Raw genomic sequence first — 19,022 nt, forward strand, 5'->3', positions numbered from 1 at the left:
CGACAAATGTTGGCCTACGTTTTAGGACTCCTTCTGATCCTTGGCGCGCTATGGATATTAGCCATCGCCACGGGATGGGGGCTTCCTTATTTTCTAATAGCTGAAGGGCTTGAATGGTTAAAGGTCAACCCTTGGGAAAGTACTGTTGTGGCGGGGGTTTTACTCTTGCTGGGATTACTATTATTTATGCGACCACGCGAAAGTACACTTCGTGCGTTTCGAACCCCTGCCAAAGGAGGGGATGTTCGAATTTCTCAGGAAGCCTTGCAGGAGATTATTCTGCGCAGTACTACTGCCTTGCCAGGTGTGATTGAGGTTCAATCTAGTTTGAGTGAGCGTGAAACAGGACTTGAAATTATTGTTTTTTGCCAATTTGAACAAGGAGTTCTCATTCCCCAGACCTCTGGAGAGCTTCAAACGAAGGTTAAGCAGGATGTCGAACTTTATACTGGAATTCCAGTTTCAGAGGTGAAAGTGTTGGTACGTCGTCTACAAAAGACGCGTTCAGCACGCGTCCGATGAGTGAGTTCTGGCCAAAAATTGGCAACAAGCTTATGAATTTTTTGGTTTGGGCCATTGACAATCATCCGGGCAAATTTATCGGAACAGCTATCGGGTCTTTAGTGGGGTTATTATTTGTCACGCTTGGTTTTTGGCAGACTCTAGTGTTAGTGCTGTTTGCTACAGTGGGATTCATCATAGGCAAACGCCAGGATGATCACAAAGATATCTCGACTTGGTTAGAAAGAATTTTGAATAAGTATTAAGTATTCGTGGATACTGATGATGACTTACTATTCGTAGTTTGAATGAAATTTATTGGGGAGGGGAATTTTTCTTGAGTCGAAGATTAGCCCGTGAAACGGCATTGCAAGTGCTTTTTCAAAGGGACCTGACTAAAGAACCGCTGCTGACAGCGCAAGAAGTCCAGCGTTGGGCTGAGGAATTTGAAGTTCCTGAGCCCAGCAGAGCCTTTGCTCAACAACTTGTCGAGGGTACAATCGAACATCTCCCTGAAATCGATCAAAAGATTGCGTCATTTACCCAAGATTGGTCTCTTAGCCGCATGGCGAACGTGGATCGGAATGTAATGCGCTTGGCTACCTATGAGGTGCTTTTCTGTTCGGACATACCAGGCCGAGTTAGTCTCAACGAAGCGATTGAATTAGCAAAGCGCTTTGGTGGAGAGGAATCGGCAAAATTCGTGAACGGAATTTTAGATCGAATTGTGGATAGTGTCACGAAATCTGAACGAAAAGGTTCCGATTAAAGCTAACTTGTAAAAACCATTAGTTCTTAGTTTTTTGCAGATCAGTATTAGATATTCTTTGTTTTCTGAATAGTCTGATAACATCAGAAGTGAAAAATCACAATTTAAATTTCGCAATTCTGATTAAACTTAGAATCTTAAGGTAGTTACTTCATAGTTAATTCAATATTTATTTAATTTTATGTATAAGCATTGAAGGAAAAACGTATAAACATCTCGAATTAACTAAATATATGAGAAATTCTATTCACATTGAGGAGGAGTCAAATGTACCGCGTCGTTAGAAAAAGACTACTAGCAACGGGCATTGCTTTGCTAGACGTCGATGCACCGGCTGTGGCCGCGAAAGTGGAGCCAGGCCAATTTGTGATTGTCAGAGTTGATGAATCGGGTGAGCGCATACCGCTTACTGTGATGGACTTTGATCGAGAAAAGGGTACTATCACGATCGTTATTCAAGATGTGGGATACTCATCAGCAATCATTACGCGCATGAATGAGGGGTCTGAATTCCTAGATTTCGTCGGACCCTTAGGAGTTGCCTCTGAAATTGAAAATCATGGTACCGTAGTGTGTATTGGAGGGGGCCTTGGCATAGCTCCTATTTTCCCAATCGCACGGGGCCTTAAAGAAGCAGGTAATCATGTGATTTCTGTTTTGGGATCCCGCAGTGCGGATCTGCTAATTCTCGAAGAAGAAATGCGTGCTGTCAGTAGCGAAGTTGTTATTGCCACGAACGACGGAAGTTTAGGGGTTAAGGGTTTTGTAACAGATGGACTTGCACAAGTTCTGGCTCAAGGACACGATGTGAAAGTTATTTGGGCAATCGGTCCTATGGTCATGATGAAGGCCGTCGTGGAATATACCCGTCCTTTGGGTATCAAAACGATTGTCAGCATGAATCCAATCATGGTGGATGGGACAGGTATGTGCGGAGCTTGCCGGATCAGTGTCGGTAATGAAACTAAATTTGCCTGTGTCGATGGACCGGAATTCGATGGGCACTTGGTGGATTTTGATTTAGCGATCAAGCGTTTAGCTTATTTTAAAGACGAAGAAAACCGGGCCAAAGCTCGTCTGGAATGTGATCATGAAGGGGGGCATCATTAATGGCAGAGAAAGTGGAGAGCACAAAAAAAGTCAAAATTCCGCGTCATGAAATGCCTTGCCAAGATCCTCTGGTTAGGGCACATAATTTTGAAGAAGTCGCACTGGGCTACAGCCAAGAGGCTGCAATTGAAGAAGCTCAACGTTGCTTACAGTGTAAAAATCCTAAATGCATTGCAGGATGTCCCGTGTCGGTTCTTATTCCAGATTTTATTAAACAGATTGCTGAAGGAAATTTCCTGGAAGCATCTAAGGTTCTGAAAATCAAGAACTCTCTGCCGGCCGTCTGTGGTCGGGTTTGCCCACAAGAATCTCAATGTGAAAGCAAATGTATTGTGGGGATCAAGGGAGAGTCAGTGGCCATTGGTCGCCTTGAACGCTTTGCTGCGGATTTCGGTATGAAAGCTGAAAAGACAAGCTTTGATAAGCCAGTGCCAAGCGGTAAACGTGTTGCGATCATTGGTGCTGGGCCAGCAGGCTTAGCTTGCGCAGGAGATTTAGCGAAGGCCGGGCATGCTGTAACAATCTTTGAAGCGCTCCACGTTGCTGGAGGCGTTCTGATGTACGGTATCCCGCAGTTCCGTTTACCGAAGGAGATTGTTCAGACTGAAATTACAAACCTCAAAGAAATGGGCGTAGAAATTCTCACCAATCAAGTAGTGGGTAAAGTTACGTCTGTTGATGAACTCATGGAAAATGGCTATGATTCAGTTTTCATTGGTACGGGCGCTGGGCTACCTTACTTTATGGATATTCCGGGAGAGAATCTCAATGGAGTCTATTCTGCTAATGAGTTCTTAACACGTACTAATTTAATGAAGGGTTACAAGTTCCCTAACTATGCTACTCCAGTAAAAGTTGGAAAAAATGTAGCTGTTCTCGGAGCAGGGAACGTTGCGATGGACTCGGCGCGTACAGCTTTACGTTTAGGTGCAGAAAATGTTTATATTATCTATCGTCGGTCGCGTGATGAAATGCCCGCTAGGAAAGAAGAACTTGAGCATGCAGAAGAAGAAGGCATTCAATTCCGGCTTTTAACCAATCCGGTTTCCATTAATGGCGATGAGCGTGGTTGGATCACAAGTTTGACCTGCTTACGCTATGAACTCGGAGAACCAGATGCATCTGGAAGGCGCGCGCCAGTGGCTATTCCGGGGTCTGAATTTGATATTCCCATGGATACAGTCGTCGTAGCGATTGGGCAAGGCCCGAACCCCTTAGTAACCACTTCAACTCCTGGTTTGGAGTTGAACAGACGAGGAAATATTGTTGCAGATACCGAAACGTTAATGACGTCTAAGCCTGGTGTTTTTGCGGGTGGAGATATTGTAACGGGTGCTGCTACAGTTATTTTGGCAATGGGTGCTGGAAAAGTAGCTGCAGCAGGCATTGATCAATATCTTAAATCAAAATAAAGGAGTGTGTCGATTGTCCCAACTATTAGATGGTAAAGCGGTCTCCAAAATCCTAAAAGAAGAAATTCGTGAGGAAATTGCACAGTGGAAAGCAAAAGGAGTGCAACCTAAACTTTCGGTAATCTTAGTAGGAGATGACCCAGCATCTGTGGTTTATGCACGTTCAAAGCAGAAAGTCTGTGAAGGAATAGGAATGGCTTTCGAACTCTTCACGATGCCAGGCTCAACTCCTGAAGCAGATGTCTTGGCACAGATTGAAAGCCTTAATAATGATCAGGATGTTCACGGTATCATGATTGAACTTCCGCTGCCTAAGGGAATGAGCAAAGAAAAGATTATGGCTGCCGTCCGTCCAGATAAGGATGTAGACGGAGTTCATCCCATTAATCGTGGCTACATTTTAAGCGGTGAGGAAGGGCTTTTCCCTGCCACTCCACAGAGCTGTATTGAGCTGCTTCTGCGTTCGGGAGTCGAGATTTCTGGGAAGCATGTGGTTATTGTTGGACGGGGAGAAACAGTTGGCAAACCGTTAGTTTTCTTAATTCTTAAGCACAATGCAACAGTGACTATTTGTCACTCCAAAACACCGGATTTAGGGGCATTCACCCGTCAAGCAGATATTTTAATTGCTGCTGTGGGTCGTGCTAAGTTAATCAAAAAGGATATGGTTAAAACAGGCGCGATCGTTGTCGATGCCGGCATCAACGAAATTCCAGAGGGAATTTGCGGAGACGTTGATTTCCAGGCAGTTCAAGAAGTGGCCTCATTAATTTCTCCAGTTCCAGGTGGAGTCGGTTCCCTAACTACTGCCTTAATTATGCGCAATGTTCTCAAAGGAATCGTTCTGCAGGGGGGAGCGCGTTAATGGATACGAATAAGATTTGGGAATGGACAACGGAAGAGTTTTTGACGGTGTCGGCCAGTTCTTCACCAACACCAGGCGGTGGAAGTGTTTCCGCCTATGTTGGAGCACTAGCGGCTTCGATGACCTGTATGGTGGCTAACCTCACAGTCGGTAAAGAAAAGTATAAAGAAGTTGAACCTGAAGTAAAAGAGATTTTGGCGGAGGCGGAAACAGTCTTAGGCTTGTTAAAGACTGGGTTAAGTCAGGATATCGCTGAGTTCTCCAATTTTATGGATGTTCTAAAATTACCAAAAGGCACAGACGAGGAGAAAGCTGTACGCACTGAGAAAATGCAAGAGGTCTTGGTCTCGGCGACAGATACTCCGCTCGGGATTTCCCAAAACTGCTTTAGAGTATTGCAGTTAGCGCAGAAACTTGCTCCGATCGGGAACAAAGGTGCCATTAGTGATGTTGGCGTAGCCGCTTATTTAGCAGAGAGTGCGCTCAAGTCTGCGATGCTCAGCGTCGATATTAACCTTCCTGGAATTAAAGACGCAGGATATCAAGAGCGAGTTAAAGCTGAACGCGCTCGGCTCTTCGAACAAGCTGCTATTATTTGTGCTGAGACCGTAGCAGTCGTCCAAAGTCGAATGTAAGCGCGAAGCGCGAGGTTCGAATTGCGATGCACGAGGCTCGATGCGCGAGGCACGAAGTTTAAGTGGTTGTTTTTTGGATATCTAAGAAGAAAAACCTATGATGAAGTTTTATACTTCATCATAGGTTTTAGTTGTATTTATTCAGAGATATTTGCGATGCTCAATGATCGAACTCGAACTTCGAGCCTCGCGCCTTGCACATAAAGAAAAGTGGGAAGGAATTATTTCCTCCCCACTTTTCTTTATGTTATGATAGGCATTGAGGTGAAGTTTGTGCCAAAGATATGGACGGTATCCGAGATTGTCAGCCAGATTGGCTGGGTTCTACAGGACCGAGTGGATCTGCAAAATTGTTGGATCAGTGGTGAACTTTCCAATTTTAAGAACCATCGCGCCTCTGGACATTGGTATTTTACCCTAAAAGACGAGTCGTCAAGTCTTAAGGCAGTGATGTTTAAAAGCCGATCCGAACGGGTTCGTTTTGTCCCATCTGATGGGTTAAAAGTGATGATCCGCGGAAATATCCGTATGTACGAGCGCGAAGGCACGATTCAGTTCTATGCCGAAGAGATGGAACCGAGTGGATTAGGCCAACTTTACTTAGCGTTTGAGCAACTTAAAATAAAGCTTGCTGGGGAAGGGCTATTCGATCCCGTTCGCAAAAAAAAGATCCCTCGTTATCCTCGACGAATTGGGATCGTTACGAGTCCGACTGGAGCGGCGATTCGAGATATTCTAAACATTATGGAACGTCGGCATCCCAAGATGTCTTGGGTCTTAGCGCCTGCAGCCGTACAGGGAGAAGCCGCGCCTCGAGAAGTGGCTCAGGCGATCGCCCGACTTAACCGCTCTAGGACAGTGGATGTTATCATTGTCGGTCGAGGGGGGGGATCGCTGGAAGAGTTGTGGGCCTTTAATACTGAAGTAGTGGCACGCGCCATTGCCGAGTCGATGATACCCGTTATTTCTGCAGTAGGACATGAAACAGATGTGACCATCTCAGACTATGTGGCAGACCTGCGTGCGCCAACTCCTTCGGCTGCCGCCGAGCTGGCTGTGCCTGTTTTGCAGGATTTGCAGTCTCAAGTCAACCAACTCTGTGTTCAACTTCAAAGCGCAATGGGGACCCTAATCGAGCGAAAACGTCAGACTCTGGAAAGGATCTCTAATAAGGGGCCACTGAAAGATCCCTTTTGGCGAATTGATCAAAACAGGCAACGCTTGGATACACTACAGATGCGCCTTCAGGAAGGCATGACTAGATTTGTAGCGGATAAAAATGGTATACTAAACCTGTTCGCTGCCAAGCTGAACCTCCTGAGTCCCTTGGCTATCTTAGGTCGAGGATACTCTTTGACTTATGATCAAACAGGGAACCTCCTGCGTTCTGTGGAGCAGGTTGAGTGTCGTCAGCAGATACGGGTTCGCCTAGGAGAAGGAAGTTTGCGCTGCGAAGTGTTAGAGAAGGAGTTTTAAATCCATGAGCAAAGACAAATGGATCGATGACCTTTTTAATGAACCCTCAGAGGAAATAGTCCGCAAAGAAGTGCTTGTCTTTGAGGAAACGCCAACCGATAGCAAAGAGCAGGAAGATGAAGCCATAACTTTGGAGAAAGGGCTTCAAAATTTAGAAATAATCGTCAAGACTCTTGAACAAAAGGACCTTCCCTTGGAGAAAGCCTTAAGCATATTCAAGGAGGGGGTAGGTCTTGTTCAGTACTGTTCTAATGTTTTGGATCTAGCAGAAAAACAGATGGAAATTCTGCTTGAAGGTCCAGATGGAAAGTTGCAGATAAGACCTGCCAGTTTTGATATGGAAGGATGAACCGCGTGTTTAAGGAAACTTTTCAACGCTATCTCAGCATGATTGAACAAACGCTCGCTCGATTACCTTGGGAAAAGGATGTCTTGAATCAAAGCATGTACTATTCCTTGATTGGGGGAGGTAAACGGATTCGACCTGTTTTAGCATTAGCTTCTGCAGAGGCTGTAGGCAGTAACCCAGAAAGCATAGTACCTGCTGCTATCGCGCTAGAACTCATTCATACATACTCCCTAATTCATGATGATTTACCGGCCATGGATAATGATGACTATCGGAGGGGAAGATTATCCAATCATAAGGTTTTCGGAGAGGCCAACGCTATTCTTGCTGGTGACGCGTTATTAACCTATGCTTTCGAATTATTGGCTAATCCTAAACTCGGTCAACCTGAGAAGCAGCTGCGAGTTATTCGAGAAGTTGCGCTTGCCGCCGGAAAAGTCGGAATGGTTGGCGGGCAGGTAGCGGATGTTGCTGCTGAAGGAAAATCGCTGACCTTACTCGAAATTGAAGAGATTCATAAAGCTAAGACAGGTGCTTTACTAACGGCTTCTGCACGGCTTGGTGGGATTTTGGCAGGGGGTACGGAAGATCAGCTTAAGGCCTTGACTAGCTATGCTCAGGCCTTGGGGTTAGCGTTTCAAATTAAAGATGATATCTTAGATGTGGTCGGGGATAGTGATACTCTCGGGAAACCAGCCGGCAGTGATCTGCGTCAGAATAAGGCGACTTACGTTTCTTTACTAGGACTAGAGGGGGCAGAGCACCAGCTGCATGCCCAAATTCAAGAAGCGTTGTCCGCTTTGCAGCCCTTTGGCGAAGCAGCGAGCTTCCTAAAGGAACTAGCCTATTATATTGAACAACGTAAACATTAAAAAGAGGTCATTAATATGCCAATTATCCCAGGTATTTTAAATAATGCCATACTAATCTCTGCAATGACAGCTTGGTTGATAGCCCAGTTGCTCAAGGTTGCAGTGAATTTAATATTGCTAAGAAAACTCAATTTTCAAATGATCATCAGTTCAGGTGGTTTCCCAAGCTCTCACTCCGCGACGGTGAGTGCTTTAGCATTAGGAATTGGAAAATACTATGGCTGTGATTCACCCATCTTTGCGGTAGCAGCTGTTTTTGGTATGATTGTTCTTTATGATGCAGCTGGGGTACGACGTGCAGCGGGTAAACAGGCAGAAGTCTTAAATCAATTAATTGAACGCTTGTACCATGGACCCGTTCCTGCTCAAGAAAAGTTAAAAGAATTAATTGGCCACACCCCGTTAGAGGTCTTCGGTGGTGTGATGGTAGGGCTTATAGTGGGGTTGTTAATCTAACGAATTGGGATTGACCGGACCTAAAAAATGAGGGGGCAAAAAGGATGGGGCTACTCGGGACAATTCATGAGCCAAAGGTCTTGCGCTTGTTAGATTTGACCGAGCTAAAGACTTTGGCGCAGGAAATTCGGCAAGAAATGATTGAGGTGGTCTCCAAAAATGGAGGGCATTTGGCGCCAAACCTTGGGGTTGTTGAACTTACCTTGGCTTTACACCGAATATTTGATAGCCCTTACGACAAGATCGTCTGGGATGTTGGTCATCAGACTTATGTGCATAAACTATTAACAGGCCGCTTGGATCGTTTTAAGACGATTCGTAAATATCAGGGACTGTCTGGTTTTCCAAAACGGGGCGAGAGCAGCCATGATTGTTTTGAGACGGGGCATTCCAGTACCTCCATTTCTGCCGCTGTTGGGTTTGCCAAGGCCCGAGATGTTCTGAGGGAGAACCATCATGTTGTGGCCGTGATCGGAGATGGCGCAATGACAGGTGGCATGGCCTACGAGGCCATGAACCATGCGGGACATAGTGAAACGAATTTGATCGTGGTTCTGAATGATAACGAAATGTCAATTTCCCCCAATGTAGGGGCCATGTCAACCTATCTCAATCGATTAAGGACGGACCCACTCTATGATAAACGCAAAGAAGATCTGGAGTACCTCCTTAAACGAATACCGGGTATAGGCACAAAAGTTGCAAAATTAGCGGCTAAAGCCAAAGATAGTTTAAAATATTTGCTTGTGCCAGGTCTTATCTTTGAGGAGTTAGGTTTCACATATTTAGGACCGATTGATGGACATGACCAAGCCTTGATTGAAGAGGCGCTTGATCAAGCTAAAAATAAAAAGGGACCCGTTCTGGTCCACGTTTTAACTCATAAGGGCAAAGGGTACAAACCTGCAGAAGAAAATCCAGATATCTTTCATGGCGTAGGCCCGTTTGAACCAGAGACTGGCAAGGTGACGAAAAAAATTGCACCTCCGACTTACACAGCGGTCTTTGGAGACACCCTTTGTACACTGGCCAGCCAAGATTCGAAGATTGTTGCTATCACAGCCGCTATGCCGAGTGGAACTGGGCTTAATGGTTTTTCCAAGCAATTTCCAGAACGTTTTTTTGATGTGGGAATCGCGGAACAACATGCCGTAACCTTTGCGGCGGGCTTGGCATTTGGGGGACTAAAACCTGTAGTAGCGATTTATTCCACATTTTACCAACGAGCCTATGACCAAGTACTCCATGATGTCTGTTTACAGCAGGCCAATGTAGTTTTAGCGATCGATCGTGCTGGAGTTGTTGGGGATGACGGTCCCACGCATCACGGAGTCTTTGATATTTCCATGTTTAGAATTATTCCGAACCTGATTTTTATGGCACCTAAAGATGAAAACGAGTTACGTCACATGCTCTATACTGCACTACAACAAAGTGGTCCAGTGGCCTTGCGTTACCCGAGGTCAGTCGGTCAAGGGGTGCCCTTGGATGAGACGTTAAAGCTTCTGACCATTGGAAAAGCTGAGGTATTGAGGGACGGACGGGATGTGACCTTGATAGGGGTGGGCCCCTTAGTCCAGACCTGTTTACTTGCTGCTCAGGAATTACGACACCAGGGCGTGGATGCGGCGGTCATTAACTTACGTTATATTAATCCCCTCGATCGGGAAGTCCTTGCTCACTATGCGCACCTCACGAAAAAATTCATCACCGTCGAAGACCATTCCCTCAAGGGCGGGATGGGAAGTTCTATTCTAGAATTCCTTGAAGAAGAAGGAATTGATGAAGTAACGGTTGAACGGCTAGGCTATCCAGGATTCGTGGATCAAGGGGCGATTCCCCAACTCTTCATGGCCCATGGACTGTCTGTTAAAGGTATAATGCAAGCTGCTGAACGCTTGCAATTGTTTCGCCGTGCGGCGCAATCCTAGGAAGGTTCTCATAGGCAAAAGGAAGGGATACAGTGGCTAAAGGAAAAGAACGCATTGATATTTTAATGGTCAAAAATGGATTGGCTTCTAGTCGTGAGAAGGCGAAGGCAACAATCATGGCGGGGATCGTGTTTGTAGAGGGTCAGCGAGTGGACAAACCTGGAACTGAATTGCCGGAGAGCTCTCTGATTGAACTCAAAGGAGAAATCCTGCCGTTTGTTTCACGGGGAGGATTAAAACTAGCCAAAGCGGTGCAAGCCTTCCATATTCCGTTTAATGATCAAGTCGTAGCTGATATTGGATCTTCAACTGGAGGCTTTACCGATTGTGCCTTGCAAAATGGAGCTAAACGAGTCTACGCTGTCGATGTGGGATATGGACAGTTAGACTGGAAACTCCGGACCGACCCCCGTGTTGTCTCCATGGAACGGGTGAATGCCCGCTATCTTAATCAAGATTCCCTTCCGGAAAAGGTGGATTGGGTCGTTTCAGATGTAGCATTTATCTCAATTACCAAGATCTTTCCAGCAATGATTGCTATTCTTAAAGACGATGGGCAAGTTATGTCTCTAGTTAAGCCACAATTTGAAGCAGGACGAGAGCATGTTGGGAAAAAAGGCGTCGTTAAAGATGAGAATGTTCATAAACAGGTCTTGAAAACTGTCCTCAGTGAGGCGGAAAAGCTGGGCTTTCATGTCTTAGGTTTAGACTATTCGCCCATTCGAGGTCCTGAGGGAAATATCGAGTATTTAGCTTGGCTGGGATTACAAGCTGAATTGAGCATAGATTGGCATAAAGAGCTAGAACGAGTGGTTCACGCTGCTCGGAAAGAGACGGAATAACCGGATGGATAAAATCGTTGGTTTATGGCGCAATATGACCAAACCAGAGACTCTGACACTAGCTGAACGCATAAATGATTGGTTTCTAGCCCGGGGGTGGGTCGTTTTAACTGAATGGGAAGATATAATTAGGCAGCAAGCCCAATTTCTTATTTCTTTAGGTGGCGATGGAACCCTTCTTCAAGCAGCTCGAGAAAGTGCATCGTTTGGAATTCCTGTCTTGGGAGTCAACTTTGGGCGTTTAGGATTTCTCTGTGAAATAGAGCGGGAAGACGTTTTCGGAGCCTTGGAAAAGATCCTGAATCAAGACTATAAAATTCAAGAGCGTTTGATGTTAAATGCAGCTGTTAATCGGGTAGGTACGGACAATATCTCTCATTTAGTTTTAAATGATGTTGTTTTTTCGAGGGAGAGTAAGGACGGGATAATAACTCTCCAAGTACACCTTTCTGGAGAACTCTCCGTGAGTTATCCAGCCGATGGTTTGATAATTTCGACTCCGACCGGTTCTACAGCTTATTCGCTTTCGGCAGGAGGGCCAATCGTCAGCCCAGATGTTCAAGCAATTTTGCTGACCCCTCTAGCTGCACATTCCCTGTCCGCTCGTCCCATGGTAGTTTCAGAAAAGGAAGAAATTCGTATTCTTCTTGCTAATGGAGAGAAATGTATGGTGACATTTGATGGCCGCCAAAGCGAGATGATCTATTCAGGTGAAACCGTGATTATCGAGACGGCTCCAATCAAGGCCTTGTTAATTCGTTTAGGAAGCAGAAGTTTCCCCCAAGTGGTTCGAGAAAAGCTGAGAGACCGTTGGCATGAGTAGAATTTGAGGCACGATGCGCGATGCGCGAGGTGCGAATTAAGGAGAGTTATGTGTGAGGTTCGATATTCGTGCATCGAGCATCGAACCTCGCGCTTCGCGTAAGGAGGCAAGTGATGAAAGCACGTCGCCAGATGAAGGTACAAGAAATAATCACAAGAGAAATCATTCATACCCAAGAGGATCTGGCAGAAAGATTGCGCCTTGCTGGGTTTAATGTCACTCAGGCAACGGTATCTAGAGATATTAAGGAAATGGGACTGATTAAAGTGCCTAGTGCTGGTGACGATTATCGTTATGCAGTTCCCGCTGAGGCTCATCCCACTAACCTTCAAGATCGCTTAAAGCGTTTGCTGCGGGAAACCATGGTTTCCATAAATGACACAGAAAGTCTTATTGTAATTCGTACCATTCCAGGGAATGCTCATGCCTTAGCAGCAGTCGTGGATAATAGCAATTGGGAAGAGCTCATAGGTACGATAGCTGGAGATGATACGATTCTGCTAGTTATAAAACCAAAAGAAGCAGTACCAACAGTTTTAGACCGGATTAGCACCTTGCTTGGATAGGAGGGACGTCATGCTAACGGAGTTATACGTAGAGAATTTTGGATTGATGGAGTCTGTGCGTTTAAAGTTTGATCGAGGTTTGACGGTATTTACGGGAGAAACTGGCGCAGGGAAATCAATGCTGATTGATGCTCTGGGGGTTCTTTTAGGTGGAAGAGCTAGTGCAGATTTAATACGGCACGAAGAGGCACAGGCTCGAATTGAAGGGGTGTTAGAAGATCTGACCTCAGAATACACGCTGAGGCTTGAGGAAGCAGGATATCCGATGGACGAGGGCCAACTTTTTCTCTATCGTGAAATAAACTCCTCGGGAAGAAATGTCTGTCGTGTTCAAGGTCGCACAATTCCGCTGACCCTCTACCGTTCATTGTGTGAAGGGCTCGTAGATATACATGGGCAAATCGAACATTTGTCCCTCTTCCGCGCTGAAACTCATCGGGATCTATTAGATGCTTTAGGTGGAGTTCAAGACAATGTTGACCAAGTCAATGAAGCCGCAAAAGCCTATCAAGCATTGATCCGCAAAGAGCAGGAGTTGTCCATTTCTGTCGAGCAACGCCAAAAGCGTGAGGAAATCTTGAGGTACCAAATTGAAGAAATAGAGCAGGTTAACCCCATCCCGGGGGAAGAAGAAGAACTTAACCAGGAAAAGAAACGGCTTAATAATGCAGAACGCATCACCAGTTTGACTTCTGAAGCCTTTGCCGCCCTTTATGAGGGATCTACAAGAGGGTACGCTGCCTGTGATCTTTTAGGACAGACTCGAAAAACACTCCAAGAACTAGCCCGGCTGGACGAGACATTTGATGTAATCGAGCAAATTGAGTCCCTTTATTATGCAGCGGAGGACTTAGCTGAACAGATCAGAACGTATCGTGATAGCTTAGAGTTTGAGCCAGGAAGGCTTGATCAGATCGAGAGACGACTTATCGAGTTGACTAAACTCAGAAAATACGGCCTAGAAGTGGAAGCTATTCTGGAAAAACGCTTGACTATGATTCAAGAGTTAGACAAAATTACCCACATTCAGGAGCAATTTGAAACCCTACATAAAGAGCAAAAATCGACCCTGAAAGCGTATGACAAAGTTGCCAAGCAACTCAGTCAGAAGCGACTGGAAATTGCTCAGCGAATCGAACAAGGTCTGGCCCTAGAACTGTCAGATTTGAGCTTAGAGAGAAGTCGGTTTGAAGTACGCTTCATACCTAATGTTGGACCGACGGTAGGTGGGGCTGAGAGGATTGAATTTTACTTTTCTGCCAATCTCGGTGAACCACCTAAACCCTTAGCAAAAGTAGCCTCTGGAGGAGAGATGTCTCGTTTAATGTTGGCGTTGAAAAGTCTCTTAGCTAAGGTAGAGCCGGTAGGGACGTTTATTTTTGATGAGGTAGATAGTGGGGTCGGCGGCAGGACGATCCATAAAGTCGGAGAAAAGCTGGCTAAAATCGCCAGCGACAAACAAGTTTTTTGTATCACTCATGCAGCCCAAGTCGCTGCCTTTGCAGATGTTCATTATGGCATTCTCAAAGAAGTTAACGGTACAAGAACAAGGACCAGGGTTGACCTTCTGACGGAATCCGATCGTATCGAGGAACTTGCCCGCATGCTCGGGGGCGGGGAAATCGAGATTACTCGTAAACATGCCCAGGAGCTTCGTCGAGGTTCGAGGTTCGAGGTTCGAGGCCCGAGGTCCGAGATTTAAAATTCGTATATCGGGCATCGTATTTTATTAATAAAATTTCTTGTATTGCTCTGGCTTAAGACTGCAAAAACTAATTATGCAGTCTTTTTCTTTTGTCTAAATTGCCAATGTTTTAGATAAAATGGAACTGATTTAACAGGATGAAAGACTATAGATTTGGATAATTTAACGTTAGAATTCAATTTAAAAAATTTCACTTCACTTATTATAGGACGCTCTAAAAAGAGGAAAGGGAAGAAAAATGGGGAGAATAGAGTGGAGGATGATAAGAGAGTGAAAAAAAGAAGCATCTTACTACTAATCAGTCTCTTGTGTTGTACCTTCCTTCAATTATTAGTTGAATTGCCTGAACTTCATAAAGCAGAGATTAGTCATACTGAACCTAAATTTAGAGGTATTTGGTCAAATATCATTAAAATTGAGAAGGTCCCCTCCAATCAAATCGTTTCAGTTGCTACAGGATTGTCTCATTCCCAAATGTCTGAGAAATTAGAAATTGCCTACAAATTATTCGGGATTTTCCCCTTAAGGACCAGCGAAATACAAGTAATGAGTCCTGTAAAATTAATTCCCGGTGGACACTCTATTGGAGTTACCTTACAAACTAAAGGAGTAATGGTGGTAGGTCAAGCCCCGGTTGTCGACAAGAATGGGAGAAAAGCGTTTCCAGCTAAAGAAGCAGGAATTGAAGTTGGAGATATTCTCTTAAAAGTCGATAACCAAGAAGTTCGAACAGATCAAGAGGTTTCTAATGCCGTTAATTTAGCGGGTGAAAAAAATGGAAGCGCGAACGTGTTATTCAAACATCAGGATCAAATCATAGAAAAAAGTGTTAATCCGATTTTTTGTTCGGAAACTGGTCGATATCGCATGGGTTTATTTGTTCGTGATGAAGCAGCAGGTGTGGGTACTCTCTCTTTTTTTGACCCTGTTTCTAAACAATACGGAGCACTTGGTCACGTGATTACCGATGCGGACACCAATCAGAAAATTGAAGTCTATAATGGTAAAATAATAGCCTCGACGATTTATGCAATCGAAAAAGGGAAACGTGGGCATCCGGGCGAAAAAATAGGTTCGTTTATTTCTAATTCGATCTTCAGTGGAACTATTGAAAAAAACACCCTGACCGGGATTTTTGGAACAATGAGCGGTCAAGTTGAAAACTCCTATTTTAAAGAAGCTATCCCAGTCGGCTGGGAATCTGAGATTAAAGTTGGTCCGGCCAAGATTTATACGGTCGTACAAGGAGAAAAAATTGAGGAATTTGAGGTTAACGTTGATCGTGTCATGCACAATCGAACCGATAGCAAAAACATGATCGTTCGTGTTACAGACCCTAGGCTGCTAGATATAACAGGCGGTATTATCCAAGGAATGAGTGGTAGTCCCATAATTCAGGACGGTAAACTTATCGGGGCAATTACGCATGTCTTTGTGAACGACAGCCAGCGAGGATACGGAGTCTTCATACAAAACATGCTAAATGACTCAAACTCAAAAGTAACAGGCAAGAGGGAAGCAGCTTAAGAATAGTAGATTGGTTTTTAGAGAAGGAATAGCCATAAAATGGTTATTCCTTCTCCTAATAAAGTCAAGTTTTACAAATAAAAACTAGGTTTTCTTCTTTTTAAAAGAAGGAGTATGAAAAGAATTGTCGAAATTATAACTCAATACGGCTGAAATGAGGGGGATCCTGGGAAATGCAAAGGCCTATACGAGTATTATTGGCAGATGACAACCGGGAATTTGTCGAGATCGTCAAAGAGTTTATTGAACGGCAGGAAGATATGAGCCTTGTTGGGGTTGCATATCATGGGAATGAGGCTCTGGAATTAATTGCACGGGAAGAACCTCAAGTTGTTTTATTGGATATTATCATGCCTCATCTGGATGGTTTAGGTGTACTTGAGAAACTTCAAAATGCCCCTATAAGACCTAAGATTATTATTCTAACCGCCTTTGGACAGGAATCTATGACCCAACGGGCTGTCAACCTTGGTGCAAATTATTACATTTTAAAACCGTTTGATTTAGATATTTTGGGTAAACGTATTCGCCAACTACAAGATGATTTTTCAAATACAGTAAATATACCACACTCAAATACTGTACAACATGACAAATATAGTTCAAATTCAAATTCTCAGATCTATAATGGAGTCTTACCGCCAACGACTAAAAATCTCGAAGTTGAAGTCACGCGAATGATTCACCAGATGGGGGTACCAGCGCATGTTAAAGGGTATCAGTATCTGCGGGATGCTATTGTCAGCGTAGTTATCGAAGTATCATTGCTTGGAGCTGTGACCAAGGAGCTTTATCCCATGATTGCCCAAAAATATCAGACCACCCCCAGTCGTGTTGAACGTGCAATTCGGCATGCCATTGAATTAGCTTGGGATCGTGGAAACGTGGATTTCATGAATCGCTTTTTTGGCTACACCATTAATGTTGATCGAGGTAAACCCACTAATTCGGAATTTGTGGCAATGGTGGCAGATAAATTGCGTATGTCGATGATGTATTAATAGCAATAAGATTTCTGTCCGTTAAACATCTCTATATATGGAGATGTTTTTGGCGTTGGTTTTTTTAAAGAGATCATGCTCCTAGGGACTATGGAGCTGCCTTCGGTTTTTTATGAAAACTTATATTGGGAAAGATCTTTCGCCAAGAGCGAATTCAGTAATAGCTACCAAGTCTGCCACTAGATGAGAAAGAAGGGGGCGAGCTAGGAATACGAAGTGGTCACAATCAGTATGATGTGTTGACGAATCAATTCAGGTAGTTATAGGGGCTTATTAAGGAGATGTAAAAAAGATGGATAGGACGGCTGTGATGAAAGAACCTACTGAAGGCACTTCAAAGGCAAGTGAATCTAAGCCATCGGTACATAAAGGCAATAGGAAACGAGCTTTACTTAAGGATCTGAAACTGCAAAGCAAACTCATTTTAGGTTTTGGACTTGTTTTACTGATGATGATTATTTCCTCAGCTTTTTCTCTCTATCAAAATGTGCAAATGGAAAAGGCTACAGCAGCTATTGCGCAAGATGCGATGCCTTTAGGGAGATTAGCGGACGACCTTCTGACGCAATTAGTTAATGAAGAATCAGCAGCAAGGGGATATGTCGTTAGTGGGGATATCTCTTATTTAGCCCCTTACTATGCAGGAAAAGATCAAATTCAAAAGGACTTAGAAGAAATAGCTGCCTTCCTGCCGTCACATCCGGAGATAGCCGCTTTAATGACCCGGGGACAACCGTTAATTGAGCAGGCACAAGTATATTTTCTTGAGCAAATTACCTTAGTTCAACTAGGGGATATGGTTAGCGCACGTTTGAAAATCGGGAGTACAAGAGCCACAACTGATGGCTACAGAGCTGTAAATAATGATATGCGTCTGGAAATTGATAGAATTACCCAAAATGCCTTGAACCAATCTCAAATAGCGAACGAAAGAGCCCAATTGAGCCTGTTAATTTTAACCATAGTGAGTATTGTATGGGGTCTACTAGTCGCTTTAGTTTTAGCACGAATGATTGCCAAGCCTTTGGCAAAGGTTTCGCGAACAATGGAGAGGGTTGCTGAAGGAGATCTTACGTTTGATCAGATAGTAATCAATGGCCGGGATGAAATAGGCATGATGGTAGACTCTGTCAATCAAATGCAAGCTAACCTTCGCTCTTTGATTCAACGATCAAAAGAAAGTGCCTGGCAGATTGCTACATCTGCTCAAGAAATGAGTGCCTCGACCGCGGAGGCAACGAAGTCTGTCGAACAAGTAACATCCACAGTGCAAAATATGGCTGAGGGTGCTAATGAACAAGCAATACAGGCTCAAGAAGCTGCTAGTATGGTTGAAAACATTACCCAGGCCATTAGTGAAATTAGGCAAAGAATTGAAGAAATCGCTAAAAGTTCAGAACAGACTCAAGTTCTTGTTGGTGATGGTTTTAGTGCTATTCAGAATCAAAATGATAAAATGAAAGAGAATCTAGCTGCGACGGAAAAGGTGGACAAGGCTACTGATGATTTAGTTAATCAGTCTCATGAGGTAGGCCGGATCTTAGAAACCATCTCCGCGATTGCTGGTCAGACAAACCTTTTAGCCTTAAATGCTGCTATTGAAGCCGCACGTGCTGGTGAACACGGGCGTGGTTTTGCCGTTGTGGCAGAGGAAGTTAGAAAGTTAGCTGAAGGTTCTGCACAATCTACCCGTGAAATTGCCGAGATCTTGCAAAAAATCCAAGCAGGTGCCGAAGTTGCTGCCCGGGAAATGGATAATACTAGGCAAATTGTAGACGGGCAAAATTCTGCAGTCTTCCGGACAGATCAGATCTTTCGTGAAATTTCTGCTTCTGTAGGTGAAATGGTAGAAAAGATTGGGGCCGTGAATGCTTCTGCAGAACAGATTGATAACTCAGCCAAGGGGATAACTGAAACGATAGCTTCCATTTCCGCAGTGGCCGAAGAAACTGCGGCTGCCACAGAGCAAGCATCAGCCAGTACGGAGGAGCAGAGTGCCATAACCCAGCAGATCGCTGCTTCGGCTGCTTCTTTAGCAGGACTGGGTCAAACATTGCAATCAGCCATTGCCAGTTTTAAAATCTAACCGCTTTGAGTTTAGAAAAATGTTGTAAGGTTAAACATATAACCCCTCTATATCCTGGTTTCAGGGTATTGAGGGGTTATTAGATTAGGGCAATAA

At 44.4% G+C, this 19,022-nt stretch carries 19 protein-coding genes; all 19 read left to right on the top strand.

All coding sequences use genetic code 11. The features are described from left to right. Positions 1-6 precede the first annotated feature (6 nt). The 19 genes from amaP to ACYQ3Q_RS24615 all read left to right on the top strand — a co-directional run bounded on the left by amaP (position 7) and on the right by ACYQ3Q_RS24615 (position 18,926). Complete coding sequence (gene amaP / locus ACYQ3Q_RS24525) at positions 7-522, top strand: alkaline shock response membrane anchor protein AmaP (protein WP_459931069.1); 516 nt, start codon at positions 7-9, stop codon at positions 520-522. Beyond that, positions 519-767 carry a DUF2273 domain-containing protein gene (locus ACYQ3Q_RS24530; protein WP_459931070.1) on the top strand — a complete coding sequence of 83 codons (249 nt, stop codon included), beginning with the start codon at positions 519-521 and terminating at the stop codon, positions 765-767. The genes amaP and ACYQ3Q_RS24530 overlap by 4 nt, the downstream gene beginning before the upstream one ends. A 71-nt stretch (positions 768-838) precedes the next feature. After that, complete coding sequence (nusB, locus tag ACYQ3Q_RS24535) at positions 839-1,270, top strand: transcription antitermination factor NusB (RefSeq protein WP_034145679.1); 432 nt, start codon at positions 839-841, stop codon at positions 1,268-1,270. 267 nt (positions 1,271-1,537) lie between these two features. Then, on the top strand, positions 1,538-2,380 hold the full coding sequence (locus ACYQ3Q_RS24540) for a sulfide/dihydroorotate dehydrogenase-like FAD/NAD-binding protein (RefSeq protein ID WP_459931071.1): 843 nt from the start codon (positions 1,538-1,540) through the stop codon (positions 2,378-2,380). Next, entirely contained in the window at positions 2,380-3,792 is a 1,413-nt protein-coding gene (gene gltA, locus ACYQ3Q_RS24545) for an NADPH-dependent glutamate synthase (RefSeq protein WP_459931072.1), read from the top strand. Before ACYQ3Q_RS24540 ends, gltA begins: the two co-directional genes overlap by 1 nt. Before the next feature lie 13 nt (positions 3,793-3,805). Next, entirely contained in the window at positions 3,806-4,657 is an 852-nt protein-coding gene (locus ACYQ3Q_RS24550) for a bifunctional 5,10-methylenetetrahydrofolate dehydrogenase/5,10-methenyltetrahydrofolate cyclohydrolase (RefSeq protein WP_459931073.1), read from the top strand. After that, positions 4,657-5,292 carry a cyclodeaminase/cyclohydrolase family protein gene (locus ACYQ3Q_RS24555; protein WP_459931074.1) on the top strand — a complete coding sequence of 212 codons (636 nt, stop codon included), beginning with the start codon at positions 4,657-4,659 and terminating at the stop codon, positions 5,290-5,292. The genes ACYQ3Q_RS24550 and ACYQ3Q_RS24555 overlap by 1 nt, the downstream gene beginning before the upstream one ends. A gap of 273 nt (positions 5,293-5,565) precedes the next feature. Then, a complete protein-coding gene (xseA, locus tag ACYQ3Q_RS24560) occupies positions 5,566-6,768 on the top strand; it encodes an exodeoxyribonuclease VII large subunit (RefSeq protein WP_459931075.1) in 1,203 nt (400 codons plus the stop codon). A gap of 4 nt (positions 6,769-6,772) precedes the next feature. Next, positions 6,773-7,117, top strand: a complete 345-nt coding sequence (xseB, locus tag ACYQ3Q_RS24565; protein ID WP_459931076.1) for an exodeoxyribonuclease VII small subunit — start codon at positions 6,773-6,775, stop codon at positions 7,115-7,117. 5 nt (positions 7,118-7,122) lie between these two features. After that, positions 7,123-7,989: a polyprenyl synthetase family protein gene (locus ACYQ3Q_RS24570; RefSeq protein WP_459931077.1), complete on the top strand. Its 867-nt coding sequence runs from the start codon at positions 7,123-7,125 to the stop codon at positions 7,987-7,989. 15 nt (positions 7,990-8,004) lie between these two features. After that, positions 8,005-8,445: a divergent PAP2 family protein gene (locus tag ACYQ3Q_RS24575; RefSeq protein WP_459931078.1), complete on the top strand. Its 441-nt coding sequence runs from the start codon at positions 8,005-8,007 to the stop codon at positions 8,443-8,445. Positions 8,446-8,489: 44 nt separating this feature from the next. Continuing rightward, entirely contained in the window at positions 8,490-10,376 is a 1,887-nt protein-coding gene (gene dxs, locus ACYQ3Q_RS24580; protein ID WP_459931079.1) for a 1-deoxy-D-xylulose-5-phosphate synthase, read from the top strand. 32 nt (positions 10,377-10,408) lie between these two features. Next, positions 10,409-11,218: a TlyA family RNA methyltransferase gene (locus ACYQ3Q_RS24585; RefSeq protein ID WP_459931080.1), complete on the top strand. Its 810-nt coding sequence runs from the start codon at positions 10,409-10,411 to the stop codon at positions 11,216-11,218. A gap of 4 nt (positions 11,219-11,222) precedes the next feature. After that, positions 11,223-12,041: an NAD(+)/NADH kinase gene (locus ACYQ3Q_RS24590; RefSeq protein ID WP_459931081.1), complete on the top strand. Its 819-nt coding sequence runs from the start codon at positions 11,223-11,225 to the stop codon at positions 12,039-12,041. A 113-nt stretch (positions 12,042-12,154) separates the two neighbouring features. Further along, on the top strand, positions 12,155-12,607 hold the full coding sequence (gene argR, locus ACYQ3Q_RS24595; protein WP_459931082.1) for an arginine repressor: 453 nt from the start codon (positions 12,155-12,157) through the stop codon (positions 12,605-12,607). A 10-nt stretch (positions 12,608-12,617) separates the two neighbouring features. Then, the gene (gene recN, locus ACYQ3Q_RS24600) at positions 12,618-14,309 is read left to right on the top strand and encodes a DNA repair protein RecN (RefSeq protein ID WP_459931083.1); all 1,692 of its coding nucleotides are present in this window, start codon (positions 12,618-12,620) and stop codon (positions 14,307-14,309) included. 273 nt (positions 14,310-14,582) lie between these two features. Next, positions 14,583-15,839: a SpoIVB peptidase gene (gene spoIVB, locus ACYQ3Q_RS24605; protein ID WP_459931084.1), complete on the top strand. Its 1,257-nt coding sequence runs from the start codon at positions 14,583-14,585 to the stop codon at positions 15,837-15,839. 173 nt (positions 15,840-16,012) lie between these two features. Next, entirely contained in the window at positions 16,013-16,840 is an 828-nt protein-coding gene (spo0A, locus tag ACYQ3Q_RS24610; RefSeq protein ID WP_459931085.1) for a sporulation transcription factor Spo0A, read from the top strand. A 292-nt stretch (positions 16,841-17,132) separates the two neighbouring features. Continuing rightward, entirely contained in the window at positions 17,133-18,926 is a 1,794-nt protein-coding gene (locus tag ACYQ3Q_RS24615; protein WP_459931086.1) for a methyl-accepting chemotaxis protein, read from the top strand. The last annotated feature ends 96 nt before the right edge of the window (positions 18,927-19,022 follow it).

The sequence above is a fragment of the Desulfosporosinus burensis genome (assembly GCF_054657535.1).

Bases quoted from the DNA above. Each gene is read 5' to 3' on its own strand.
- amaP (WP_459931069.1), top strand. From the start codon at position 7: ATGTTGGCCTACGTTTTAGGACTCCTTCTGATCCTTGGCGCGCTATGG.
- ACYQ3Q_RS24530 (WP_459931070.1), top strand. From the start codon at position 519: ATGAGTGAGTTCTGGCCAAAAATTGGCAACAAGCTTATGAATTTTTTG.
- ACYQ3Q_RS24540 (WP_459931071.1), top strand. From the start codon at position 1,538: ATGTACCGCGTCGTTAGAAAAAGACTACTAGCAACGGGCATTGCTTTG.
- gltA (WP_459931072.1), top strand. From the start codon at position 2,380: ATGGCAGAGAAAGTGGAGAGCACAAAAAAAGTCAAAATTCCGCGTCAT.
- ACYQ3Q_RS24555 (WP_459931074.1), top strand. From the start codon at position 4,657: ATGGATACGAATAAGATTTGGGAATGGACAACGGAAGAGTTTTTGACG.
- xseB (WP_459931076.1), top strand. From the start codon at position 6,773: ATGAGCAAAGACAAATGGATCGATGACCTTTTTAATGAACCCTCAGAG.
- ACYQ3Q_RS24575 (WP_459931078.1), top strand. From the start codon at position 8,005: ATGCCAATTATCCCAGGTATTTTAAATAATGCCATACTAATCTCTGCA.
- dxs (WP_459931079.1), top strand. From the start codon at position 8,490: ATGGGGCTACTCGGGACAATTCATGAGCCAAAGGTCTTGCGCTTGTTA.
- ACYQ3Q_RS24590 (WP_459931081.1), top strand. From the start codon at position 11,223: ATGGATAAAATCGTTGGTTTATGGCGCAATATGACCAAACCAGAGACT.
- argR (WP_459931082.1), top strand. From the start codon at position 12,155: ATGAAAGCACGTCGCCAGATGAAGGTACAAGAAATAATCACAAGAGAA.
- recN (WP_459931083.1), top strand. From the start codon at position 12,618: ATGCTAACGGAGTTATACGTAGAGAATTTTGGATTGATGGAGTCTGTG.
- spo0A (WP_459931085.1), top strand. From the start codon at position 16,013: ATGCAAAGGCCTATACGAGTATTATTGGCAGATGACAACCGGGAATTT.
- ACYQ3Q_RS24615 (WP_459931086.1), top strand. From the start codon at position 17,133: ATGGATAGGACGGCTGTGATGAAAGAACCTACTGAAGGCACTTCAAAG.